The sequence below is a fragment of the Streptomyces sp. NPDC127108 genome (assembly GCF_042677545.1).
Classification (GTDB): Bacteria; Actinomycetota; Actinomycetes; order Streptomycetales; family Streptomycetaceae; genus Streptomyces.
On record NZ_JBHXTE010000029.1, the window covers coordinates 66704 to 91834 of the forward strand.

Here is a 25131-nt window from a genome sequence, read left to right on the forward strand (position 1 = left end):
CACGCGGCCACATCGACTTCTGTCGGGTGTGGTCGGCCGCGTGTCCTTCTTCCTGACCCGGCAGTCGGCCGTCTGACCGGCCCTTCTCCTCCTCGTTCCCTCTCCCCTTCTCGGGTTCTCGCGTTCTCGCGCTCCCGCGTCACCGCACCGCGCCCGGTCGTGCCCCCACACGGCCGCGGCCGCTCATCCGCGTACGAAAGGCCCTGTCATGCCCGTGGAGTTCCTCGGCATCGCCGCGACCAACGACGGCTCGGAGACAACGCCGCGCTCCGGTGTCTCCTTCGACAAGGAGTACACACTTCGGCTCGCCCGGGCCCACGAGGACCACGGCTGGGACCGGGTCCTGTTCGCGTACGGCTCCGGCTCGCCGATCCCCGCGGCCGCCGCCGGGTACCTGGCCGCGAAGGTCGACTCACTGCAGATCCTGCTCGCGCACCGGCCCAACGTGTCGTACCCGACGTACGCGGCGCGGACGTTCGCGACGCTCGACCAGGTCAGCGACGGGCGGCTCACCGTCCACTTCATCACCGGCGGCAGCGACCACGAGCAGCGCCGCGAGGGCGACACGCTCACCAAGGACGAGCGCTACGCCCGCACCCGCGAGTACATCGAGATCGTCAAGAAGGTCTGGACGCGGCGGGAGGCCTTCGACCACGAGGGCGAGCACTACCGGTTCCAGGACTTCGTCAGCGATGTCTTCCCCGTCCAGGAGCCCCACCCGGGCGTCTCGTTCGGCGGCTCGTCGGCCGCGGCGTACGCGGCGGGCGGCGCCGAGGCGGACATCTACTGCCTGTGGGGCGAGCCGCTGGCGCAGACCGCGCAGCAGATCGAGGAGGTCGGCCGGGCCGCCCGCGCGGCGGGGCGCACGGACGTGCCGCGGATCCAGGTCGCCTTCCGGCCCATCATCGCGCCGACGGAGGAGCTGGCCTGGGAGAAGGCGCACCGCACGGTCGGCGCGATACGTGAGCGGCGCGCGGGCGGGCAGTCGCTCACGCGCCGCCACTCCGCCGACTCCCCGGAGAACACCGGCTCCCAGCGCCTCATCGCCATCGCCGAACAGGGCGAGCGCTTCGACCGCGCCCTGTGGACGCCGACCGCCGCGGCCACCGGCGGCGCGGGCAACTCCAACGCCCTCGTCGGCACCCCGGAGACCGTCGCCCAGGCCCTGCTCGACTACTACGACCTGGGCGTGGACATCCTGTCCGCGCGCGGCTACGACCTCCTCGACGACGCCATCGACTTCGGCCGGTACGTCATCCCGATCGTCCGCGAGGAGGTCGCCAAGCGCGACCGGGAGCGGGCCGAGCGCGGCCCGCAGACGCTGGAGCGCACGCTCGGCGGACTGGCGGTGGCCGGATGACGTCCGTCGCCGAGCCCGCGCACCCAGGACTCACGGTGGTGCGGGCCGCCGTGGGCGATCCGCTGGTGCGGCCGATGCTGCGCGAGCTGGGCGACGAGTACTCCGCCCGCTACGGCAAGGACGCGCACGCCGAGCTGCTGCGCTATCCCGCGGGGGAGTTCGCGCCGCCCCACGGCGCGCTGCTGCTGCTCGTGGCCGCGGGCGAGGCGGTGGCGGGGGGTGCCTTCCGGCGCCACGAGGCCCCGGGCACCGCCGAGTTCAAGCGCATCTGGACGCACTCCGCGCACCGCAGGCGCGGTCTGGCGCGGCGGGTCGTGGCCGAGCTGGAGCGCGAGGCCGCGGCGCGCGGCTACCGGCGCGCCTACCTCACCACCGGGCCCCGCCAGCCCGAGGCCCGTGAGCTGTATCTGGCCACCGGCTACACGCCGCTGTTCGACATCGGGGCGGATCCGGAGTCCATCGGGCCGCTGCCGTTCGAGAAGCAGTTGGGCTCCGCCGGGGAGAGGTCATGAGTACCGGGGTCCGGCCAGGGGCCGGGCCGAAGCCGAGTTCCGAGGTCCGGCCGCACGCCGAGCAAGCGTCGACCCCGCCAGCCCCGTCAGCCCCGTCGGCCCCGTCAGCCTCCGGCACCGACGCCGAGCCGGTCGTCGTCCCGGCCCGGCACTACTGGCGCTGGGCGGCCGGTCTCGCCGTCCTCGTCCTGCTCGCGCAGTTCGCCCACGGCCTGGTCACCAACCCGGCGTGGGAGTGGGAGGTCTTCTTCCGCTACCTCCTCGCGGACAGCGTGCTGCGGGCGGTCTGGGTGACGCTGCAGCTGACGGTGTACGGCACGGCGCTCGGCTTCGCACTCGGTCTGGTCATCGCCCTGATGCGGCTCTCGCGCAGCCCGCTCCTCTCGGGGGTCGCCTGGCTGTACGTGTGGGCGTTCCGCTCCATCCCGCTCATCGTGCAGCTGCTGTTCTGGTTCAACCTTGCTTACTTGTACGAGGAGTTGGGGATCGGCATCCCCTTCGGTCCGGTCGTGTGGAGCTTCGGCACCATGCATCTCGTCGGGGCGATGTCCGCCGCCGTCATCGGCCTCGCGCTGCACCAGGCCGCGTACGCCGCCGAGATCCTGCGCGGGGGTTTCCTCGCCGTGGAGCCCGGCCAGTTGGAGGCGGCCGCCGCGCTCGGCATCCCCCGGCTCCGGCAGTTGCGCCGGATCGTGCTGCCGCAGGCGATGCGTTCGGTCCTGCCCAATGCCGCCAACGAGATCGTCTCGCTGTTCAAGGGGACCTCGATCGTCTCGGTGATGGCGATCGGCGAGCTGTTCTACCAGGTGCAGGTGATCTACGGCCGCAACGGCCGGGTGGTGCCGCTGCTCATGGTCGCCACCGCCTGGTACGTCGTCCTGACCACCCTGCTCTCCGTCGTCCAGTACTACGTGGAGCGGCGCTTCGCGCGCGGCGCCGATCGCACTCCCCCGCCCACGCCCCTGCAGCGCGCCCGCGCGTTCGCCCACACCCTCACGACCCTCAAGAACCGGGGGACCCTCGCGTCCCCTCAGCCCCACCGGGAGAACCGATGAGCACGAGCCCCGTGATGGTGGACATCCGCGGCGTCCACAAGAACTTCGGCACCCACGAGGTGCTGCGCGGCATCGACCTGAAGGTGCGCGCCGGTGAGGTCACGGTGGTCATCGGGCCGTCCGGCTCCGGCAAGTCCACGCTGCTTCGCGCCATCAACCACCTGGAGAAGCTGAACCGGGGCTCGGTCAGCATCGACGGGGAGCTGGTCGGCTACCGGCGGCGCGGCGACAAGCTGTACGAGCTGAAGGAGCGGGAGATCCTGCGCCAGCGCACCCGCATCGGCTTCGTGTTCCAGAACTTCAATCTGTTCCCGCACCTCACCGTCCTGGAGAACATCACCGAGGCGCCCGTCTCCGCGCTGCGCAGGCCGCGCGCCGAGGCCAAGGAGCGGGCCGAGGCGCTGCTCGCCCGGGTGGGGCTCGCGGACAAGGCGGACGCCTATCCGCGGCAGTTGTCCGGCGGCCAGCAGCAGCGGGTCGCCATCGCCCGCGCGCTCGCCCTCGAACCCCGGGTCCTCCTCTTCGACGAGCCGACGTCCGCGCTCGACCCGGAGCTGGTCGGGGAGGTCCTCGACGTCATCAAGGACGTCGCCCGGGCCGGCACCACGATGATCGTCGTCACGCACGAGATCGGGTTCGCCCGCGAGGTCGCCGACACGGTGGTCTTCATGGACGACGGGGTGATCGTCGAACAGGGCCCGCCCGGCGACGTCCTGGACCGCCCGCGCCACGAACGCACCCAGGCGTTCCTGTCCAAGGTCCTGTAAAGCCCCCGTTCCGTCCCTGCCCTGCCCCGAGGAGCCCTCCGTGCCCACCCGCACCACCCCCGTCACCCGCCGCTCCACCCTCACCTTCGCCCTGGCCTCCGCGCTCGCCCTCACCACCGCCGCCTGCGGCACGCCCGAGGACGAGGGCACGGAGAACGCGGGCCGGGCCCAGCCCGGCACCAAGGGCACGAAGGTCAATCTGAGCCCGGACCAGAAACGCGTCAGAGCCAAGAAGGTCGACGCCATCGCCCGGCTCGTACCGCGGCGGATCCGGGACCGGGGCACCCTCGAAGTGGTGGCGTCGGCGGGTTCGGTGCCGCCGCTGACGTTCTACGCCACCGACGACAAGACCGTCATCGGCGTGGAGACGGACATCGCCCACCTCGTCGCCGATGTGCTCGGCCTGCGGGTGCGCGCGCACGCGGTGGACTGGGCGAACATCTTCGTCGGCCTGGACAGCGGGAAGTACGACGTCGGCTTCAGCAACATCACCGTCACCGAGGAACGCAAGGAGAAGTACGACTTCGCCACCTACCGCCTCGACACCATCTCCTTCGAGGCGAAGAAGGGGCGCGGCTGGAAGGTCAAGGGGCCCAAGGACGTGGCAGGCCGCGTCATCGGGGTCTCCTCCGGCACCAACCAGGAGAAGCTGCTCGTCGACTGGAGCAAGCAGAACGTGAAGGCGGGCCGCGCGGCCACCGACATCAAGTACTTCCAGAACACCAGCGACTACTACCTTGCGCTCGGCTCGGGCCGCATCGACGCCTATCTCGGCCCCAACCCCGTCGCCGCCCACCACGCGCTCAGCACCGGCAAGACCGAGGTCATCGGCAGCTTCTCGGGCGCGGGCGACGGGCTCCAGGGCAAGATCGCCGCGACCACGAAGAAGGACAACGGCCTGGTGAGGGCGCTCCACGAGGCGCTGGAGCACCTCATCGACGAGGGCGGTTACGGGCAGGTGCTCCGGCGGTGGGGTCTTTCGGACGAGGCCGTGCGCGCTTCGGAGGTGAATCCGCGGGGGCTGCCGAAGAGCTCATGAGTCGTCGTTGCTGTGGCTCAACCTGTTGTACAGGTGAGGGTGATGAATCCTGAGGTGATCAACGATCAGGGACGCCATCACTGCGGAGGAATCGACCGCCAGCCACCCGAAGAGGAGCATGGACTGCTGCGGATCGAGCCGGGGCAGGTCCCGGTCGAGCAGCGCTCTCAGGACGAGCGTGAGACGCTGGGCGGCCGCCGACGACAAGCTGAGGACCGGCACGGCCGCACCGATCCTGCGGTACAGCTCCATGATCTCCTCGGCGGCCAGCTCCGAGCCCCTCAGCCACAACCGCAGCAAGTCGTGCACGGCAGAGGTCGCGGGTCCCGTCCCGCCACCGCTGAACGTGGTCACCATGGGCCCCAGCGACTCGAACAACGGCCGCAGGGCCTGGAGCGCGACACCGTCGTTCGTCCCGGCCGAGACGTCCATCTTGTGCCAGATCTCGTTCCAGTACGTGCGGTGCCAGACGGGTTGTCCCTCCTCCCAGGGGGCCCGGTAGAGCCAGTACGCGTCCACCGGCTCCGGAGGCACCAACTCGCCCCGCTGGAGGGCCACTTCGAGATCCCGCTCCTTCCCCTGCCTGGTGCGCCGCACCCGGAGCGAGATCGCGAGGTCGGTCCACTCCGCCTCGTTGAGAGAGGACCGCCACAGCAGCGCGTGCCGGTGCCACGCGCTGCCCACGTCCCCCGCCGACGGGAACAGCGCGGAGGCCGTCGTGCCGCCGGTCAGCGTCAGGGCGAGCACCACCAGATTCGCGCTGTAGATCCCGTGCCGCGATGCGACGCGGATACGTCGCGGGGCATACGCCGCGTACGGCTGCTCGGCGCGCAGCTCCCGCTCCCCCATGGCCCGTATGACGAGTCCGCCCAGGGCGGCCCGTTCCGCTTCCGGGATGCGTGCGACGCGGGCACGGGCGAAGCGGAGCATCTGCCGGGAGAAGAGCGGCGCGTAGGAGAGCAGGGCGAACATCAAGTCGTCGTTGAGCGGTTCGCGGCCCGTCGAGAGGGCGGGGCGGTGGTCGAGAAGGCCGGACACGAGCCGCACGGCGAGGCGGACCGCCAGGTACTCCCCGAACGTCGCGTGCAGGAACTCGTAGGTGGACAGCGTCCGGCCGTCCCTGATCGACTGCGCGCGCTGCACGAAGAAGAAGCGCCCGAAGGCGGCCTCGGCCTGCCCCAGCGGCGCGCGCAGCCCGGAGTGCCGCGTCGACGCCCGCCCGAGAAGAGCTGCCAGGTCCTCGTCCAGCTCGGCCGTCGACACCCACTGGCGCCGCCGGTTCAGGATCGCGAAGGCCACCAGCGAGAGCCGTTCCAGCTCCTCCTCGACGCGCTGCTCCACCTCGTGGTCGGAGACCCGGCTGTCCTTCCAGACCTCGCGGCGGGCGAAGGAGCCGAGCAGCGCCTCGTAGAGGTCGGCCTCGTCCAGGGGACGGTCGTCCTCGCCCCGCAGGTCGTTGCCCGCGGCCTGGTACAGGGCGAGCATGGTGAGGAGCAACGGCTGTCCGGCGAGCGCGCGGTGCGGTGCGACGGCGTCCCAGGTGAGCGGCGGCACCCGCATGGCCTGGAAGTTCATGGCGTTGGTCAGGTTCCACTGCTCGATCCAGAGCTTGATCTGCTCCTCCTGGAAGGGTTCGAGGCGCAGCGCGACGGTGCCCAGCGGATAGCGCGCCCGGTCGGCGACCGCGGTCCGGCTGGTGACCACGGCCAGCACCGGACGCCCCTGCTCCGCCTCCCGCTCCTGGAACCGGGCCACCCGCACCAGGAAGTCGTTCTGGTGCACCCCGGTGGTCTGCAGGAGTTCGTCGAAGCCGTCGAGCAGGACGACCGGGACCGCCGCGCCCGCCGAGCGCACCAGGTCGGGCCAGGTGGCCCGCTCCCCGGTGGCCTCCCGGATCGCCTGCTCGATCTGGTCCTGGACCTCGTCGTCCGCGCGTACATCCCTGAGCGCGACCCGCACCGGCAGGAACCCCGCCGCCGGCAGCCGGGCCGCGAGGATCCGCATCAGCACGGACTTGCCCGCGCCCGGCTGGCCGAGCACGAGCAGCGGGGCGGCCGTCAGGCCCTCCGACGTCAGGGCTCCGGCCAGGTATTCGGTCAAGTCCTGCCGGACCGGAGCGCGCGCCCACCACTCCTCGTCCGCCGGGCTGCCCTGTCCGTCCACGGCCCGCACCCGGAAGTCCGGGTCGAGGTAGGCCTGGGACAGCGTCGGCACGAGGATTCCCTCGGGGGCCTCCTGGGCGTCGAGGATCCGCTGTTCCAGCGCCGACTGGTGGGCCCGGGAGAGGGCGCCCGCGACGTCCACAGGGCGCTGACGGAGTGCGGCGCTCGCGGCGAGGACCCGCTCCAGACCGGCGAGCGCCCTGCGCAGTTCCGCGCGTGTGGCCTGGTGCTCCACCTGGCCCGACCAGAAGCCGAACTCCGGTGCTTCGAGGACGAGCCGCGCGTACAGCGGCTCGTACTCCTCGACGGCGAGGCCCGGCACCACGACGCGCACGGTGCGGGCCGCCGCGTCGCTCGCGGCGTCGTCGAGGCCCTCCCACACGGCGAGCCCGCGCAGGAAGTCCAGCGTGCGCATCGCCAAGTGCTCGTACCAGGAGCGGAGTTCGCCGACGTGGTCCTCGTAGGGCAGGTGCGGCGCGGGACGCGGTGCGTCGACGTGTGCCGCGTCCTGCGTGAAGCCCTCGCCCGAGGGCAGCCCGGCGCCGGCCACCAGCAGTTGCTCGCGTCCGGTCAGCGCCACCTCGTCCAGGGAGAAGGGCAGGTCGGCCTTCTCCAGGGCGTCGAAGAAGGCGAGGACGACGATCACGGTGTGGGCTGCCTCCAGGACGGAGGCGCGCTCCACCCGGCCGTCCGTACGCCCGAGGCGCTCCTGGAGACCGCGCCAGGCGTCGCGCCCCAGGCCGAGCACCCGCCCCCGGGCGTCGAACATGCCGAGCACGCCGCCGCTGAGGCCGCCGGTGGCCAGATTCAGCGCGCCGCCGAGCGCGCGGTCGAGCGCCGCCACGGCGGGCGGATCGCCGCCCAGGAGCTTCAGCGCGTCCCCGAACGACAGCAACCTGCGCGGTGTCAACAAATCCCCCCGAGCGTGCGTTCCACGGTCCTCGGGGTCAGCCTGACACGAATGGAGCACCCGGGACCCCGGTTCGCCGCGCATCGCCGGAGTCCGCCCAGCAGGGCGGATCGACCGAGCGAGCCCTCTTGTTGCCGGTCGGGGCATCTGCTTGACTCCGCCCGCCGGAGCGCCACCTCACGGGCGGAGGAAGCCTGATGGACATCACCCGCAGACGTCTGCTCTCCGCGCTGTCGGCGGCGGGGCTGCTCGCCGTGGTCCCGGCGGGCCCGGTGAGCGCGGCCGCCGCTGCCGAAGGGGTGGCACGGCTGCGTGCCAACACCGTGGCGGTGTTCGCCGGGACGCCCGGGTCCAACGCCCGGCCGGAGACCGCCGCGAAGCTCGCCGCCGTCGACAGGGCGGCGCGGACGAACCTGAAGGCGATGGACGGCGCGGGCGTGGGCGAGCTGTTCGCCGGTCTGGCCCTCGGCACGGACGACGCGAACCTCCACACCGCCTACCGGTGGCTGTACGAGATCGCCCTCGCCACCCGCACCCACGGCGGCGGCCTGTACGGGGACGCGGCCGCGCGGCGGCGCGTCATCGACGGCCTGGTGTGGCTCCACGAGCGCTACTACGGCGATCAGTCGAAGGGCTATTACGGCAACTGGTTCAACTGGGAGATCGGCATTTCCCAGCAGGTCAGCAAGACCCTGGTGCTGCTCCACGACGAGGTGCTCGCCCAGCGCCCGGACCTCGTGCGCACCTATGTCGCCTCCATGGACGCCTATCTGCGCAACGGCAAGGACGGCGACGTGAACCTCGACTCGCGCTTCCACACCGGCGCGAACCTCGCGGACATCACCACCAACCGCGTCCTGCAAGGAGCGCTCCTGGATGACACGGCCCGGATCCGCAAGGCCCTCACCGACCAGCTGACGGTGTTCGCCACCATCGACCCGTACCAGCTCAACCACGGTGTCACGGACGGTTATTACGCCGACGGCTCCTTCATCCAGCACGCGTCCGTGGCGTACACCGGCTCCTACGGCAAGGGGCTCCTGACCCGGGTCGTACAGACCCTGAAGATCCTCGACGGCACGGGCTTCGCGCACGGCGAGGAGCTGGTGCCGGTGGTGCACGGGTGGGTGCGCAACGGGTTCGCGCCGCTGATCTTCGAGGGCTGGATGATGGAGATCGTCAAGGGGCGGGCGGTGTCGCGGACCGACTCCGGCTACACGGACGTCGCCGTCGTCGTCGAGGCCGCCGTCGACCTCTCCTCACTCGCCGAGGGCGCCGTGGCCACCGGCCTGAAGAGCTATGTGAAGCACATCCGCGAGACCTCCCGCGCCGCCCTCGACCCGGCCCGCTTCGTCTCGCCGATCAGCGTCGTGCGGTACGCCGACATCCTCGCCGACGCCTCCGTCCCGGCCGCCGACCTCAATCCCGCCGCGCGCAGCGTCGCCTTCAACGCGATGGACAAGGCCGTGCACCGCAGACCCGGCTACGCCTTCGCGCTGTCCCGCAGCTCGGCGCGGATCAGCAAGTACGAGTACATGAACGGCGAGAACCTGATGCCCTGGTTCCAGGGCGAGGGCGCGCACTACCTCTATCTGTCCGGGCAGGACCAGACCCGGGCGTACGGCGTGGACTACTTCACCACGGTGTCGCCGTACGCGCTCGCGGGCGTCACCGCCCCGGCGGAACAGCGGCGCACCGTACCGGAGTTGTACGGCAAGCCCTACTACGACAACCCCGGGCACCCGCTGAACTTCACCTCCTCGTCGGAGTCCCAGAACAAGTACGTGTACTTCCCGCGGGGCACCCACGCGCACTCCGGTGGCGCGGTGCTCGGGGCGTACGGCGCGAGCGGGATGGTGCAGTCCAGCGATGTCGCCTTCCAGGACCGGGAGTTGCTGCCGGACGACTTCGTGGTCCACCGCAACGCCGCCGCCACGAAGTCGTGGTTCCTGCTCGACGACGAGATCGTGGTCCTCGCGGCGGGCGTCGGGGATCCGGCCGGGCGCGCGGTGACGACGGCCGTCGACGCGCGGATCGCGGCGCCGGACGACGCGGTGTCCGTGACGGGTGTACGCGACGACGGGCGGCCCTGGTCGGGCCCGGGCACGGCGGAGCTGCGCTGGCTGCGGTACGCCAACGCCACGCAGGGCACCGCCGTCGGCTACCTCTTCCTCGACGCGCCGCCGGTGCGGGTCGCCCTGGACCGGGTGACGCGCAGCCGTCGCGTCGTGCGCACCGCCAACCCGGACACGGCGGTGACCCGCCAGGTCCTCGGCGTGTCGGTCGACCAGGCGGCCGGGGCGCGCCCGATCCGTCTCGCGTACGCGCTGGTCCCGAACGCGGACGCGTCCCGGCTGCGGGCGTACGCGAAGGGCCCCCTGCGCGTCCTCGCCAACTCCCCCCGCACACAGGCCGTGTCCCACCGCGGCCTCGGCCTCACCGCCCTCAACACCTTCACCTCGGGCCGCCACGACGTCGGGACCCTGCGCGTCGACGGCCCGTCGTCCCTCCTCGTCCACCGCCCGCCGGACTCCGGCCTCACGTCCGTCGCCGTGTCCGACCCGACCATGGGCCGGGACACGGTCAGCGTGCTGCTGCGGGGGCGACGACTGCGGCCGGTGACGGCGGACGAGGGGGTCCGGGTGCGGGCGGTGGCCGGCGGCACCCGCGTCGACGTGAGCACGCGCCACGCGTACGGGCGGAGCTTCACGGTGACGTTGCGCGGGCCGCGCTGACTCCTGCCCGCGTCACGCGGCCACCGCGTCGTGGTGGATCGGCGTGTGCGCCCCGCGGAGCGGCACCCCCGTCCCGCCCCGCCGTGCGGCGACGATCTCCGCCGCGATGGACAGCGCCGTCTCCTCCGGTGTGCGCGCGCCGAGGTCGAGCCCGATGGGCGAGTGCAGCCGGGCCAGCTCGCCCTCGGTGACCCCGGCCTCGCGCAGCCGGGCGTTGCGGTCCTCGTGGGTGCGCCGTGACCCCATCGCGCCGACGAAGGCGACCGGCATCCGCAGGGCGCGCACCAGGACCGGCACGTCGAACTTGGCGTCGTGCGTGAGCACGCACAGCACGGTGCGGGCGTCGGTGTCGGTGCGCTCCAGGTACCGGTGCGGCCAGTCGACGACGATCTCGTCGGCCTCGGGGAAGCGCCCCGCCGTGGCGAACACGGGCCGGGCGTCGCACAGCGTCACGTGATACCCGAGGAACTTGCCCGCCCGCACCAGCGCCGCCGCGAAGTCCACCGCGCCGAACACGATCATGCGCGGCGGCGGCACGCTCGACTCGACGAGCAGGGTGAGCCCGCCGGGGCAGTGCGCGCCGTCCTCGGACACCTCCACGGTCCCGGTCCGGCCCGCGTCGAGCAGCGCCCGCGCCTCGGCGGCCGCGGTGCGGTCCAGGCCCGGGGCGCCGCCGAAGCCGCCCTCGTACGTGCCGTCGGGCCGCACCAGGAGCGCGCCGCCCCGCAGGTCGTCCGGGCCGCGGGCGACCCGGACGAGCGCCGCGGTGCGCCCGTCGGCGGCCGCCTCCAGGGCGGTCGCGTACACGGGGCGGTCCGGGGCGTCGACGCCGACCGGGGTGATGAGGATGTCGATGACGCCACCGCAGGTCAGGCCGACGGCGAAGGCGTCGTCGTCGCTGTACCCGAAGCGTTCGAGGACACTGTGGCCGTCGTCGAGCGCCTGGGCGCACAGGTCGTAGACGGCTCCTTCCACGCAGCCGCCGGACACCGAGCCGATGACGGTGCCCTCGCGGTCGACGGCGAGGGCGGCGCCGGGCGGCCGGGGTGCGCTGCCGCCGACGGCCACGACGGTGGCCACGGCGAACTCGCGGCCCTCCGCGGCCCACCGGCGCAGCTCGTCGGCGATGTCAAGCACGGGCGTGCCCCTCGGGTCCGGCCGCCGCGCCCAGCACCCGGTCGGGGCGGATCGGCAGCTCGCGGTGGCGGACGCCGGTGGCGTGCCAGACCGCGTTGGCGATCGCCGCGGCCCCGCCGACGATCCCGATCTCGCCGATGCCCTTGATGCCGACCGGGTCACCCGGGGCGGGTTCGCCGATCCAGTCCGCCTCGACGACGGGGACGTCGGCGTTGGCGGCGAAGTGGTAGCCCGCGAGGTCACCGTTGGCGAGTGCGCCGGATGAGCGGTCCCTGATGGCCTCTTCGTGCAGGGCCATGGACAGGCCCCAGATCATCCCGCCGACGAGCTGGCTGCGTGCGGTGAGGGGGTTGACGATGCGTCCGGCGGCGAAGATGCCGAGCATGCGGCGCACCCGCACCTCGCCGGTGCTGACGTCGACGGCGACCTCGGCGAACTGGGCGCCGTAGGAGTGCCGTTCGAGCTGGGCCTGCGCGCCGATGGCCTCGGTGGTGTCGGCGCGGACGGTGATGCCCTCTGGCGGGATGTCCGCTCCGAGGGCGAGGCGTTCGCGCAGCTCGGTGATGGCGGCCATGACGGCCCAGGACCACGAGCGGGTCCCCATGGAGCCGCCAGACAGCCAGGCCTGGCCGAGGTCGCTGTCGCCGATGCGCACCCGGACCCGCTCGACGGGCACGTCGAGGGCGTCGGCGGCCACCTGGGCGAGCGCGGTGCGGGCGCCGGTGCCGACGTCGGCCGCGTTGACCCGCACGGTGAACGTGTCGTCGGCCTCGGCGGTGACCGCGGCGGTCGAGGGGGCGGCACCGGCCGGGAAGGTGGCTCCGGCCGTGCCCGTGCCGATGAGCCAGCGGCCTTCGCGGCGCACGCCGGGGCGCGGGTCGCGGTCGGCCCAGCCGAAGCGGCGGGCGCCCTCGTGGAAGCAGGCGAGCAGGTCGTTGTCCTCGAAGGGCAGGCCGGTGACGGGCCCGACGGTGGGTTCGTTGCGGGCGCGCAGCTCGATCGGGTCGAGGCCGCACTTCTCGGCGAGCTCGTCGAGGGCGGACTCCAGGGCGAACGACCCGGGTGCCTCTCCCGGCGCGCGCATGAACGTCGGCGTGGGCACGTCGAGCGGCACGACGTGGTTGGCGGTGCGGTGAGCGTCGGCGTCGTACAGGGCGCGGCCGAACGCGCTGCTCGCCTCGACGAACTCGGTCAGGGTCGAGGTGAGCGAGACCCCGTCGTGGTCGAAGGCGCGCAGCCGCCCGTCGGCGTCGGCGCCGAGCCTGACCCGCTGGGTGGTGGGGCTGCGGTAGCCGATGAGGGAGAACATCTGCCGGCGGGTCATGACGACGCGCACGGGGCGGCCGATGACGGTGGTCGCCATCACGGCGAGCACGTTGTGGGCGCGGGCCATGGCCTTGGAGCCGAAGCCGCCGCCGACGTGCTCGGAGCGCACCCGCACCGACGCGGGGTCGAGCTGGAACAGCGTGGCGATCTCCCCGGCCGTCGCGAACGTGCCCTGGCTGGAGTCGACGATCTCGAGGCGGCCGTTGTCCCAGCGGGCCATCGCCGCGTGCGGCTCCATGGCGTTGTGGTGCTGTTCGGGGGTGCTGTAGCGCTCGTCCACGAGCACGGCGGAGGCGGCGAGTTCGGCGTCCAGGTCGCCCTTCTCCGTGACCGCGGGGCCCATGGCGCTGGCCTCCGGCGTGTAGCGCGCGGGGTGGTCGGCATGGAAGTCGACGTCGTGCGGCTCGGTGTCGTACTCGACGACCAGCGCCTCGGCGGCCTCCCTGGCCTGTTCGGAGGTCTCGGCGACGACGAACGCCACCGGCCAGCCGATGTGCGGCACGCGGTCGCGCTGGAGGATCTCGGCGACCGGGTCGGGCCCGAACTGTCCGACGAAGTTCTCCTGGAGCCGGGGCGCGTTGCCGTGGTGGAGGACGGCGAGCACGCCGGGCATCCGCAGGACGGGTTCCGCGTCGACGGAGCGGACGCGGCCGCGGGCGACGGTGGACACGACGATCCAGCCGTGGGCGAGTTCGGCGTAGGGCACCTCGCCCGAGTAGCGGGCCTCGCCGGTGACCTTGGCGAGGCCTTCGAGGCGGGTGCGCGCGGCGCCGACGGCGCCCTTGCCGCGGGTCGTTCCGGTGGCGGTGGTCATCGGGCGGCCCCCTCGGTCGCTTCTTCGGTCAGCTCGCTCAGCAGGGCCACGGTCAGGTTGCGCAGGAGCGGCACCTTGTAGCCGTTGTCGGACAGGGGTGCGGCGGCGGCCAGTTCGGCGTCCGCGGCGGCGGCGAAGGCGGTGGCCGTGGCCGGTTGGCCGGTGAGGGCGGCCTCGGCCGCCCGCGCCCGCCACGGCCGCGACGCGACCGCGCCATAGGCGAGCCGCACATCGCGTACGACGCCGTCCTGGACGTCGAGCGCGGCGGCGATCGAGCCGATGGCGAAGGCGTACGAGGCGCGCTCGCGGACCTTGCGGTAGCGCGAGTGGGCGGCGACGGCTGCGGGGGGCAGGGTGATGCCGGTGATCAGGGCGCCGGGCGGCAGCGCGGTCTCACGGTGCGGGGTGTCGCCGACGGGCAGGTAGAAGTCCGCCAGGGGCGTCTCTCCGGGCCCGTCGACGGTCTCGTACGAGACGACCGCGTCGAAGGCCGCGAGTGCCACCGCCATGTCGGAGGGGTGGGTGGCGACGCAGTGCTCGGAGGCGCCGAGGATCGCGTGGTTGTGGTGCTCGCCGTCGTGGGCGGAGCAACCGCTGCCGGGCACGCGCTTGTTGCAGGGCCTGGTCGTGTCGGCGAAGTAGCCGCAGCGGGTGCGCTGGAGCAGGTTCCCGCCGACGGTGGCCATGTTGCGCAGCTGCCCGGAGGCGCCCGCGAGGACGGCCTGGGTGAGCGCGGGGTAGCGGCGGCGGACCTCGGGGTGGGCGGCGAGGTCGCTGTTGGTGACGGTCGCGCCGACGCGCAGGCCGCCGTCGGCCGTCACCTCGACGGTGTCGAGGGGCAGTTCCCGTACGTCGACGAGGAGCGCGGGCCGTTCGACACCGGTCTTCATCAGGTCGACGAGGTTGGTGCCGCCGCCGAGGAAGCGGGCCTCGGGGTCGGCGCCGAGCAGGGCGACCGCTCCGGCGACGTCGTGAGCGCGCTCGTATCCGAACTCCCTCATGCCGCCGCCTCCTTGCTCTCCGCGCCGTCGGCCCGCATGTCCTCGGCGGCGCGGGCGACCGCCCGCACGATGGACACGTACGCGCCGCAGCGGCAGAGGTTGCCGCTCATGCGTTCGCGGATCTCGTCCGGGTCGAGGGGCGGGGCCGCCTCGGGGCTGACGTCGGCGGTGGCGGCGCTCGGCCAGCCCGCCGCGTGCTCCTCGATGACCGCGATGGCGGAGCAGATCTGGCCCGGTGTGCAGTAGCCGCACTGGTAGCCGTCGAGGTCGAGGAAGGCCTGCTGGACCGGGTGCAGCCGGTCGCCGTCGGCGACGCCCTCGATGGTGGTGATCTCGCGGCCGTCGGCGGCGACCGCGAGCTGCAGACACGACAGGCTGCGGCGGCCGTCGACGAGGACCGTGCAGGCACCGCACTGGCCCTGGTCGCAGCCCTTCTTCGTGCCGGTCAGGTCCAGGCGCTCGCGCAGCGCGTCGAGCAGGGTGGTGCGGTGGTCGACGGGAAGCGTGTGCTTCTCGCCGTTGACGTTCAGGGTGATGCCGCTGGACGTCGTGGTGGCGCCGGGCGTCGGTGGAGCCATGGTCGGCCTTCTTTCGCGGTTGCGGGTGCGGTGCGCGACGGGCGCCGGAGTGCTGGGGCGGCGCGGGAAGGGGAGCTTCGGGAGGTTCGCGAGGTGAACAGTGTCCGGAAACTGACGTGGGTGCGGGGAGGCGGCCAGGCTGAAGCGGAAGGGCGGGCGCCGCACATCGCGGCGTCTCCGCGGGGATTCAGGGCAGGTGTCCTGGTGAGGACACCGAGCGCTCGCGGTGGGCAGGTGTCACCGGCCGACTGCATCCGGCCACACCTGACGCTATGGTGGAGTGGACTCAAACGGACAGCTGTCCGTTACCCCTCGAAATTTAGCGGACACCTGTCCGCTTAGCAAGGCCGTTCCTCGCCCGCCGCGGGACACGCGCCCCCGACCGACTGGAGGACGACGAGTGCGCGAGAAGCGCGAGACACCCCTGCGCTCGGACGCGCAGCGCAACCGCGAGCGCATCCTGGCCGTCGCGCTCGAGGAGCTGACGCGGTCCGGCGACGCCCCGCTCAGCGCGATCGCCAAGAAGGCCGGAGTCGGACAGGGGACGTTCTACCGCCATTTCCCGAGCCGCGAGGCACTCGTCCTCGAGGTCTACCGGAACGAGGTACGACAGGTGGCCGACGCGGCGGCGCGGCTCCTGGAGACCCGGCCGCCGGAGTGCGCGCTGCGGGAGTGGATGGACCACCTCGCCCGGTACGCGATGACCAAGGTGGGCCTCGCCGACGCGATGCGGGTGGCGACCACCAGCCACGGCACCCTGATCAGCGTGGCGCACGGCCCGCTGACGTCGGCCATCACCCTGCTGCTCGACGCCAACGAGGAGGCGGGCACGATCCGTTCGGGCGTGAGCGCCGACGACTTCCTGCTGGCCATCGCCGGGCTGTGGCAGATCGACCCGCACCAGGAGTGGCAGCCGCGCGCCGGGCGCCTGCTCGACCTCGTCATGGACGGCCTGCGGGCCGGCGCACCGCAGGGCCGGGCGCCGGCCGCGGAGCGCTAGCGGCCCTCCTTGCAGACCTGCTGGATCGCCGTCACCAGCTGGTCGCGGTGCGGCTGCGCCGCGCGGTCAAGCTCCAGCGCGAACGGCAGCACGGCGCCGTCGGGCCTCGTGATCCGGCGCGGCGGCGCGACCAGCCGCATCTCCTCGGCGGCCGCGGCCACGATCTCGGCGCCGAGCCCGCAGAAGCGGTTGGAGTCGTCGATGACGACGAGGCGCCCCGTGCGGTTCACGGACGCGGCCAGGCCCTGCCAGTCGAACGGGTACACCGAGCGCGGGTCGAACACCTCCACCGACACCTCGTCGGCCAGTTCCCCGGCCACGTCCACGGCCTGCCCCACGTACTGGCCGACCGCCACCACCGTCACATCCGTCCCCGGCCGCGCCACATGCCCCACACCGAGCGGCAGCGGCGCCAGCGCCGCGAGGTCGACGCTTTCGAAGCTCATCGACGAGGCCGCCGGGGTGAGCACCACGACCGGGTCGTCGTCACGGATCGCCGACACCATCAGGCCGTAGGCGTCCGCGGGGCCCGACGGCACCACGGTCTTCAGACCGACGTGCGCGAAGAGGCTGTACGGCTGGTCGGAGTGCTGGCCCGCCCAGCCGGTGCGGGAGCCGGAGCCGGGCACCAGATAGGTGACCGGCACCTTCACCTGGCCGCCCGTCATGAGCGAGAACTTGTGCGCCTGGTTGGCGATCTGCTCGAAGACCAGGAACATCAGCGACGGGATCTGGAACTCGATGACGGGGCGGTGCCCGGACAGGGCGGCGCCGGTGGCGAAGCTGGTGAACGCCTGCTCCGACAGCGGCGTGTCGACGATCCGCTCCGGGCCGAAGCGCTGCACGAGCCCCTTGGTGACGTTGGCGACGCCCACCCGGATATCCTCGCCGAACACGCAGACGTCGGGGTCCCGCTCCAGTTCGTCGCCCAGGGCCCGGGTGAGCGCGGTCAGATAGCCGAGCTTAGGCATGTGTGCTCACTCCCGCCCGGGGCCGCAGGCCCGTCGCGTACAGATGGTCGAGTGCGTCGGCCGGGTCGGGTCTCGGGCTGTCGAGCGCGAACCGCACGGCCGTCTCGAGGACGGCCTCCACCTCGTCGTCGACGCGGGCGCGCTCGCCCTCGGGGATCCGGTCGCCCTGGATCCGCAGGGGGTCGCGGCGGCGCCCCTCCTCCACCTGCTCCGGGGTGCGGTAGCGCACGAACGACCGGTGCTCCCAGGTGTGGTGGGCGTCGAACCGGTAGGTGCGGCACTCCAGGAACGCCGGTCCGCCGCCCGCCCTGGCCCGCTCGACGTGCTCCCGCGTGGCGGCGGCCACGGCCTCGGCGTCCATGCCGTCGACCGTCTCGGCGGACATCCCGAAGGCGACGGCGCGCCCCACGATCGTGCCCGCGACCATGTCCTCCACGGTGGCCGTCGAGGAGTAGCCGTTGTTCTCGCACACGAAGAGGACCGGAAGCCGCCACAGCGACGCCAGGTTGAGGGACTCCAGGACGACGCCCTGGCTGACCGCGCCGTCGCCGAAGAAGCTCACGGCGACCCGGTCGGAGCCCGCGCGCGCCGCCGCCCACGCCGCCCCCGTCGCGATCGGGGCGCCGGCGCCGACGATGCCGTTCGCCCCGAGGATGCCGAGGCCGACGTCGGCGGCGTGCATGGAGCCGCCGCGCCCCTTGTTCAGCCCCGTCGTGCGGCCCATCAACTCGGCCGCCATGCGGTTCGGATCGGCGCCCTTGGCCAGGACGTGGCCGTGGCCCCGGTGGGTGCTGGTGATGACGTCGTCGGGGCGCAGCGCCGCGCACACCCCGGCGGCCACGGCCTCCTGGCCGGTGTAGGGGTGGATGCCGCCGACGATCTCACCCGCCTTCACCAGCTCGACGCAGCGCTCCTCGAAGCGGCGGATCAGTCGCATGGTGCGGTAGAGCGCCACCGCGTCCGGACCGGGCCCACCGGTGTCCGCTGAGGGTTCCGGCATGCTGTCACTCACTTCCCTTCTCCTTCGTGGCGGCTCACCCGCTGGGCGAGCGCGGCGACGGTGGGTGCCTCGAAGACCGCGCGGATCCCGAGGGGCGTGTCCAGCGCGGCGCGGATGCGGGACACGAGCTTCACGGCGAGCAGGGAGTGCCCGCCGAGGTCGAAGAAGCTGTCGTCGACGCCGACGTCCGGTACGCCGAGGGCGTCGGCGAACAGCGCGCACAGCGCCTCCTCGGTCGCGGTGCGAGGGCCCCGGCCCGCCGCCCGCCCCGCGCCCTCGTCCGGCGCGGGCAGGGCACGCCGGTCGAGCTTGCCGTTGGGGCTCAGCGGCAGCCGCTCAAGGGGCACGAAGACGGCGGGCACCATGTACTCGGGCAGAGTCCGCGCAAGCCGGTCCCGCAACTCGGCGCCGTCCGGAGCGCGTTGCCCGGACCCGTCCGGCACCCAGTACGCGACCAGGCGGCGGTCCCCCGGCCGGTCCTCGCGCACGACGACCGCGGCCTGCGCGATGCCGGGGTGGGCCACCAGGGCGGACTCCACCTCGCCCGGCTCGATCCGGAAGCCGCGGATCTTCACCTGGTGGTCGGCGCGCCCCAGATACTCCAGGTTCCCGTCGGCCCTGCGGCGGGCCAGGTCGCCGGTGCGGTACATCCGCTCCCCCCGCCCGCCGAAGGGGTCGGGCACGAACCGTTCGGCGGTGAGCCCGGGCCGGTGCAGATAGCCGCGGGCGAGCCCGGCCCCGGCGACGTACAACTCGCCCGTCACGCCGGTCGGTACGAGCTGGAGGTGCTCGTCGAGGACGTAGGCGCGGGTGTTGCGGACGGGGCGGCCGATGGGCGGCGCCTCCGGGTCGGCCGCGGCGGCGGAGTCGGCGAAGGTGGCGGGGTCCGTGTCCGAGAACCACGCGGTCGTGTAGACGGTGGCCTCGGTCGGGCCGTAGACGTTCACGATCCGCGCGCCCGGCACGGCGGCCCGGATCTCCGCCAGGGTGTGCGCGGCCAGTGCCTCGCCGCCGAGGGCGACGACGTCCGCGCCCAGGTCCACGTCGTGGTGGCTCAGCAGCTCTTCGAGGGCCGAGGGGACGGCGCAGATCAGGGTGGACCGCCACGGCCCGTCCATGCGCTCGCCGAGGGACAGCACGTCGGCGACGACCTCGACGACACCTCCGGAGAGCAGCGGTCCGAAGATCTCGAAGACGGAGACGTCGAAGGTCAGCGGGGTGGCGGCCAGGGCGTGGGCGAGGTGCGCGGTGCCCAGGGTCTCGCGGCCCCACAGCACGAGGTCCACGACGTTGGCGTGCGGGACGAGGACTCCCTTGGGGCGGCCGGTGGACCCGGAGGTGTAGAGGACGTAGGCGCCGTTGGCCGGAGTGAGGGGGCTGATCCGGTCGCTGTCACGCGGGTCCGTGGCGGGCCCGTCGACGTCCGTGTCCAGGTGCACGCGCGGCACGTCCGCGGGGAGTTCGCAGTCCACGTCGCGCGCGGTGACGACGCAGGCGGGCGCGGCGTCCCGGAGCATGAAGGCGATGCGGTCGGCCGGGTGGCGGGGGTCGACCGGCAGATAGGCGGCGCCGGTCTTCAGGACGGCGACGAGGGCGACGATCAGCTCGGCGGAGCGGGGCAGGGCCAGGGCCACGACCTGCTCGGGTCCGGTGCCCTCGGCGATGAGCCGGTGCGCGAGGCGGTTGGCGCGCGCGTTCAACTCCGCGTACGAGAGCCGCACTTCGCCGAAGACGACGGCCGGGGCGTCCGGGGTGCTCGTCACCTGCTGCTCGAAGAGGTCCACCGCCGTGAGCGGCGGGATGGGCCGTGTGGTGTCGTTCCACTCCTCGAGGAGGAGCCGTCGCTCCTTGGCGCTGAGCACGTCGAGGCGGCCGATCGGCAGGTGCGGGTCGTCGGCGGCCGCGCTCAGGAGCCGGGCGAGGCGGGTCGCCACGGCGTCCACGCTCCCGGGGTCGAACAGGTCGGTGCTGTACTCGAAGAACCCGGTCAGACCGGCGGGACGGCCGTCCTCGGTGAAGCGTTCCTCGATGTTGAGGAGGAGGTCGAAGCGGGCCGAACCCGGGTGCAGGAGGTCGGTGGCGATCGCGAGGCCGGGGACGTCGAGGCGCGGCGCCGGGGCGTTCTGCACCACCAGGGACACCTGGAACAGCGGGTGCCTGCCGATGGCGCGGGGCGGGTTGAGGTCGTCGACCAGGTACTCGAAGGGCACGTCCTGGTGCTCGTACGCGTTCAGGGACACGTCGCGGACCCGGTGCAGCAGATCGCGGAAGGCGGGGTTGCCGGAGGTGTCGTTGCGGATGACGAGGGTGTTGACGAAGAACCCGACGGAGCGGTCGAGGCCCTGGTCGGTGCGGCCCGCGATGGGTGATCCGATGGGGATGTCGGACCCGGCGCCGAGCCGGGTGAGCAGCGCCGCGAGTCCGGCCTGGAGCACCATGAACAGGCTGGTCCCGGTCTCCTGGGCGAGCGCGGAGAGCCGTCGGTGCAACTCGGCGTCCCAGGCCACGGAGAGGGTCTCGCCGCCGTAGCCGGGGGCGGTGGGGCGCGGCCGGGCGAAGGGCAGATCCACCTGCTCGGGCAGGTCGGCGAGCTGACGCCGCCAGTAGGCGAGTTGGTGGGCCAGGGGGCTCGCCGGGTCGTCGGGGTCGCCGAGGAGGTCGCGCTGCCAGAGGCCGTAGTCGGCGTACTGGACGGCGGGGGCGGGCGCCGGGTCGGCGTCGCGGGGGACGCTGTTGCGCTCGGCGGGCGTCGGACCGGCGTCGTACGGTGCGCCGTTCCTCTCGGCCGTCGCCGCGCGGTGTGCCTCGTACGCCGCCATCAGATCCTCCGTCAGCGGCGCGAACGACCAGCCGTCGCAGGCGATGTGGTGCACCAGGAGCAGCAGTACGTGCTCGCTCGCGCCGACCTGGAAGAGGTGGGTGCGCACCGGTACCTCGGCCGCCAGGTCGAAGTGGTGGCCGCTCACCGCGGCGAGCGCGCCCTGCAGCTCCGCCTCGGTCGTGTGGGTCACGGGCAGCGGCGGCCGGGCGCGCTCCGGCGGCAGGATGTGCTGGCGGGGCTCGCCCTCCTGGTCGGGGAAGACGGTGCGCAGGGACTCGTGGCGGGCGACGAGGTCGGCGACGGCGGCGCGCAGCGCGGGAACGTCCAGGTCGCCGCTGAACCGCAGGGTCCAGGGGACGTTGTAGGCGCGGCTCATGCCTTCGAGGCGGTGCAGGAACCACAGGCGGCGCTGGGCGAAGGACAGCGGGAGCGGATCGGGGCGCTCGGCCGCCCGCAGGACGGGGCGGGTGTCCGGGGCACTGGTGGCAGGGGTTCCGGAGGTGCCGAGGGCGTCCAGGTGCGCGGCGAGTCCGGCGACGGTGGGGTGTTCGAAGAGGGCGCGGATGGTCAGCTCCGCGCCGAGCCTGGTCCGTACCCGCGCGGCGAGGCGGGTGGCGAGCAGCGAGTGGCCGCCGAGCGCGAAGAAGTCGTCGTCGATGCCGATGCCCTCGACGCCGAGGATCTCCGCGAACAGGGCGCACAGGACCTCCTCGCGCTCGGTGCGCGCGGCCCGCGCGGACTGCGCCTCGACGACCGGCGCGGGCAGCGCGGCGCGGTCCAGCTTGCCGTTGACGGTCAGCGGAAGCCGTTCGAGGAGCACGATGGCCGACGGCAGCATGTAGTCGGGCAGCCTCTCCCGCAGGTGCTCGCGCAGGGCCGCGGTGAGTTGGCCGCCGCGGCGTGCGGCCACGGGGCTGGTGGCGTACGCCAGCGGATCGCCGGGGGTGCCGTCGGGCTCGTACGCCTCCAGGACGCCGCCGTCCCCTGCCTCCAGGACGCCGCCGTCCCCTGCCTCTGGGACGCCGGCGCCCCCCGCCGCCAGGACGGCACCGTCCCCGCCGCTCCCCCCGCTCGCTCCCCCGCGCCGCACGAACAGCGCGTCCACCGCGTCCACCGCCGTCGCCGCCGGGGTGACCGCGACCCGGTAGCCCAGGCGCTCGCCGAGCAGATACAGCTCCTCGGGGTCGACGCCGTGGGGCTCCTGGGCGAGGAGGCGGTGGGCGTCGGCGACGGCGGCACCGTTGTCGAAGGCTCGGGCGGCGGCGGTCTCCTGGGCGGTGCGGCGGTTCGGGACACCGAGCACGCGCAGCCGCTCGGGGGTGTGCCGCTCCAGGTGGGCGCCGAGCGCGCCGGTGTCCTGCACGTCGTCGCCGAAGGTGAGCCGGGTCCCGCCGCCGGGTGCCGTCGCCGCGGGCGTCTTGTGCAGGACGACGTCGTAGCGGTACCGGGTCATCTCGTTGTGCCGGGTGCCGCGGCGCACCTGGATGTCGACCGCGCCGACCGTGCCCTCGCGGGCCGCGAAGGCGTGGAAGAAGTCGGGCGCGAGCAGCAGTTCCTCCTCGCGCACCAGGGCCCGCTCGACCACGTGCCGTACGGTGGCGCGCTCGGCGTCGGCGGCGGCCCGGCGCAGTTGCACGGCGGTGCCGAAGGAGCGCAGGGCCCGCAGGTCGCGGACGTCGCCGACGAAGACGGCGCCGCCGGGCGCGGTGCGCTCCAGGGCCTTGGCGAGGACGTCGAGGAGGTAGCCCGCGCTGGGGAAATACTGGAGGACGGAGTTGATGACGACGGCGTCGAAGTGGCCCTCGGGCAGACCGCTGATGTCGTGCGCGGCCTGGTGGCGCAGCCGTACCCGGTCACAGAGCCCGGGGCGGGCGGCGACTTCGCGGGTCAGCTCGTCGACGGCGCGCGCCGAGACGTCCGTGCCGACGTACTCCGCGCACTCCGGGGCGAGCCGGGACAGCAGCAGGCCGGTGCCGACGCCGATCTCCAGGACGCGGCGGGGGCGCAGTTCCCGGACGCGGCGGACCGTGGTGTCGCGCCACTCGCGCATGTGGTCCGGCGCGATGGGCCGCCGGTCGGTGTAGCTGTCGAACCAGCTGGCGAAGTTCTCGCCGAACGCGGGACGCGCCGCTCCGACGCCGGTCCCGGACCCGGCCCCGGCGTACTGGGCGTCGAACACCTTCTCCCAGTCGCCCACTTGACGGGCCGCGGTGCCGTCGGCGGTCGCCTCGTCGGGCTCCTGGCGGAACTCCGGTACGACATAGGCGACCAGGCGCCGGTCGCCCGGCCGGTCCTCGCGGGCGACGACGGCGGCCTGACGGGCGGCGGGGTGCGCGCCGAGCGCGGCCTCGATCTCGCCGGGCTCGATCCGGAAGCCCCTGATCTTGATCTGCTGGTCGGCGCGGCCGACGAACTCAAGGACGCCGTCCCCGTCGCGCCGCACCACGTCCCCGCTGCGGTACATGCGGCCGCCGGGCGCCCCGAACGGGTCGGCGAGGAAGCGCCCCGCCGTGAGGCCGGGGCGGCCCAGATAGCCGCGGGTGACGCCGGGCCCGGCGACGTACAACTCCCCCGCCACGCCCGGCGCGCACGGCCGCAGGGCCTCGTCCAGGACGTACAGGGACAGGTCGCGGATGCCGACGCCGACGCGGCTCGGGGCGTGCGGCGCCGCGTCCTCGGCGGTGAGCCGGGTCAGGGTGGTATGGACGGTCGTCTCGGTGATGCCGTACATGTTCACGAGCACGGGGGCGTCGTCGCGGTGGCGGGCGTACCAGGGCGCCAGCTTGCCGAAGTCGAGGGCCTCGCCCGCGAACACCACCAGGCGCAGGGCGAGTTCACCGCCGTGCGCGGCGCCTTCGCGGTCGGCCTCCATCAGCGGGTAGAACGCGGACGGGGTCTGGCTGAGGACGGTGACCCGCTCGGCGGCGAGCAGCGCGCGGAAGCGCTCGGGCGCCCGGCTCGTCTCGTACGGTACGACCACGAGGCGGCCGCCGTGCAGCAGGGCGCCCCAGATCTCCCACACGGACACGTCGAAGGCGTAGGAGTGGAACAGGCTCCACACGTCGTGCTCGTCGAACCGGAACTCGGCGGCCGTCTCGGTGAACAGGCGCACGACGTTCTCGTGCGAGACGACCACCCCTTTGGGGCGCCCGGTGGACCCGGAGGTGTAGATCACGTACGCGGTGGTCGCGGGCGTGACGGGCCCGAGGCGGTCGGTGTCGGTGGGGTCGGTGTCGGGCCTTACGGCCAGTTCCTCGACGGTGCCGCGGGCCGAGAGCACGAGCCGGGGGACCTCGGCGCGCACGTCCATCGGGTCCTGGCTGAGGAGCAGCACGGGGCGGGCGTCGGCCAGGGTCCTCTCGACGCGGTCCGGCGGGTGGTCCAGGTCGAGCGGTAGATAGCCGGCGCCGGACTTCAGGACGGCGAGGATCGCGACGACGGCGTCCACCGAGCGCGGCAGGGCGAGCGCGACGAGGCGTTCCGGTCCGGCGCCGCGGGCGAGCAGGGCGTGCGCGAGCCGGTTGGCGCGGGCGTTGAGGGTGGCGTAGTCGAGGTGTTCGCCGCCCAGGGTGAGGGCGACGCGGTCCGGGTGGCGGGTCACCCGCGCCTCGAACAGGTCGGTGAGGGCGGCGGCCGGGCCCGGGGCGGGGTCGGTGGAGGTGCCCGGGGGTGGGCCCGGCCGCGGCCTGCGGTGGCCGGTGAGCGCGCGGTCCGCCTCGGCGAGGGCGCGGTCCGATCCGGTGAGGACACGGTCCGCGCCGGTGTATGCACTGTCCGATCCGGTGATTGCCATTGCCAAGCCCCTTGGTCGCTCGCCGACGCTGTCGCGCCGTGCCGTTCGTGACCGTGCTCGTGCCGTGCCTGTGCCGCACGCCGCGCCCGCGCGCCGGTGCTGTCGAGTCCCGCACCCCGTCCGCCGGTGCCGTCGGGTCCCGCACCACGC

General features: G+C 73.5%; 15 protein-coding genes. 7 read left to right on the top strand and 8 right to left on the bottom strand.

The features are described 5' to 3' along the window. Positions 1-208 precede the first annotated feature (208 nt). The 5 genes from ACFVHO_RS24555 to ACFVHO_RS24575 are packed head-to-tail and all read left to right on the top strand — an operon-like array spanning position 209 to position 4733. Positions 209-1360: an LLM class flavin-dependent oxidoreductase gene (locus ACFVHO_RS24555; protein WP_385718406.1), complete on the top strand. Its 1152-nt coding sequence runs from the start codon at positions 209-211 to the stop codon at positions 1358-1360. Then, on the top strand, positions 1357-1872 hold the full coding sequence (locus ACFVHO_RS24560) for a GNAT family N-acetyltransferase (protein ID WP_385718409.1): 516 nt from the start codon (positions 1357-1359) through the stop codon (positions 1870-1872). Before ACFVHO_RS24555 ends, ACFVHO_RS24560 begins: the two co-directional genes overlap by 4 nt. Beyond that, on the top strand, positions 1869-2927 hold the full coding sequence (locus ACFVHO_RS24565) for an amino acid ABC transporter permease (protein WP_385718412.1): 1059 nt from the start codon (positions 1869-1871) through the stop codon (positions 2925-2927). The genes ACFVHO_RS24560 and ACFVHO_RS24565 overlap by 4 nt, the downstream gene beginning before the upstream one ends. Next, positions 2924-3694 (top strand): amino acid ABC transporter ATP-binding protein, encoded by a 771-nt coding sequence (locus tag ACFVHO_RS24570; protein ID WP_385718414.1) that lies wholly within the window; start codon positions 2924-2926, stop codon positions 3692-3694. Before ACFVHO_RS24565 ends, ACFVHO_RS24570 begins: the two co-directional genes overlap by 4 nt. 40 nt (positions 3695-3734) lie before the next feature. Continuing rightward, the gene (locus ACFVHO_RS24575) at positions 3735-4733 is read left to right on the top strand and encodes an ABC transporter substrate-binding protein (RefSeq protein ID WP_385718417.1); all 999 of its coding nucleotides are present in this window, start codon (positions 3735-3737) and stop codon (positions 4731-4733) included. Here the strand turns inward: ACFVHO_RS24575 and ACFVHO_RS24580 are convergent. Then, the gene (locus tag ACFVHO_RS24580; RefSeq protein WP_385718419.1) at positions 4728-7805 is read right to left on the bottom strand and encodes an NACHT domain-containing protein; all 3078 of its coding nucleotides are present in this window, start codon (positions 7803-7805) and stop codon (positions 4728-4730) included. The genes ACFVHO_RS24575 and ACFVHO_RS24580 overlap by 6 nt on opposite strands. A gap of 197 nt (positions 7806-8002) precedes the next feature. Here ACFVHO_RS24580 and ACFVHO_RS24585 point away from each other — a divergent pair, with 197 nt between their 5' ends. Beyond that, complete coding sequence (locus tag ACFVHO_RS24585; protein ID WP_385718422.1) at positions 8003-10540, top strand: polysaccharide lyase family 8 super-sandwich domain-containing protein; 2538 nt, start codon at positions 8003-8005, stop codon at positions 10538-10540. Positions 10541-10552: 12 nt separating this feature from the next. Here the strand turns inward: ACFVHO_RS24585 and ACFVHO_RS24590 are convergent, their stop codons facing one another. Genes ACFVHO_RS24590 through ACFVHO_RS24605 form a run of 4 tightly spaced genes read right to left on the bottom strand, consistent with a single transcriptional unit; the run spans position 10553 to position 15396 of the window. Then, the gene (locus ACFVHO_RS24590; protein WP_385718425.1) at positions 10553-11677 is read right to left on the bottom strand and encodes an XdhC family protein; all 1125 of its coding nucleotides are present in this window, start codon (positions 11675-11677) and stop codon (positions 10553-10555) included. After that, on the bottom strand, positions 11670-13817 hold the full coding sequence (locus ACFVHO_RS24595) for a xanthine dehydrogenase family protein molybdopterin-binding subunit (RefSeq protein ID WP_385718428.1): 2148 nt from the start codon (positions 13815-13817) through the stop codon (positions 11670-11672). Before ACFVHO_RS24595 ends, ACFVHO_RS24590 begins: the two co-directional genes overlap by 8 nt. After that, positions 13814-14818, bottom strand: coding sequence for an FAD binding domain-containing protein (locus tag ACFVHO_RS24600; protein ID WP_385718431.1), 1005 nt, complete (start codon positions 14816-14818; stop codon positions 13814-13816). Before ACFVHO_RS24600 ends, ACFVHO_RS24595 begins: the two co-directional genes overlap by 4 nt. Then, positions 14815-15396, bottom strand: coding sequence for a (2Fe-2S)-binding protein (locus ACFVHO_RS24605; RefSeq protein WP_385718433.1), 582 nt, complete (start codon positions 15394-15396; stop codon positions 14815-14817). Before ACFVHO_RS24605 ends, ACFVHO_RS24600 begins: the two co-directional genes overlap by 4 nt. Before the next feature lie 400 nt (positions 15397-15796). Between ACFVHO_RS24605 and ACFVHO_RS24610 the strand changes: the two genes are divergently transcribed. Continuing rightward, positions 15797-16396 (top strand): TetR/AcrR family transcriptional regulator, encoded by a 600-nt coding sequence (locus tag ACFVHO_RS24610; RefSeq protein WP_385718435.1) that lies wholly within the window; start codon positions 15797-15799, stop codon positions 16394-16396. Here ACFVHO_RS24610 and ACFVHO_RS24615 read toward each other — a convergent pair. Genes ACFVHO_RS24615 through ACFVHO_RS24625 form a run of 3 tightly spaced genes read right to left on the bottom strand, consistent with a single transcriptional unit; the run spans position 16393 to position 24981 of the window. Next, on the bottom strand, positions 16393-17367 hold the full coding sequence (locus tag ACFVHO_RS24615) for an alpha-ketoacid dehydrogenase subunit beta (RefSeq protein WP_385718438.1): 975 nt from the start codon (positions 17365-17367) through the stop codon (positions 16393-16395). The genes ACFVHO_RS24610 and ACFVHO_RS24615 overlap by 4 nt on opposite strands. Then, positions 17360-18379, bottom strand: a complete 1020-nt coding sequence (locus tag ACFVHO_RS24620; RefSeq protein WP_385718441.1) for a thiamine pyrophosphate-dependent dehydrogenase E1 component subunit alpha — start codon at positions 18377-18379, stop codon at positions 17360-17362. Before ACFVHO_RS24620 ends, ACFVHO_RS24615 begins: the two co-directional genes overlap by 8 nt. Then, positions 18376-24981 carry an amino acid adenylation domain-containing protein gene (locus ACFVHO_RS24625; protein WP_385718443.1) on the bottom strand — a complete coding sequence of 2202 codons (6606 nt, stop codon included), beginning with the start codon at positions 24979-24981 and terminating at the stop codon, positions 18376-18378. Before ACFVHO_RS24625 ends, ACFVHO_RS24620 begins: the two co-directional genes overlap by 4 nt. Between the last annotated feature and the right edge of the window lie 150 nt (positions 24982-25131).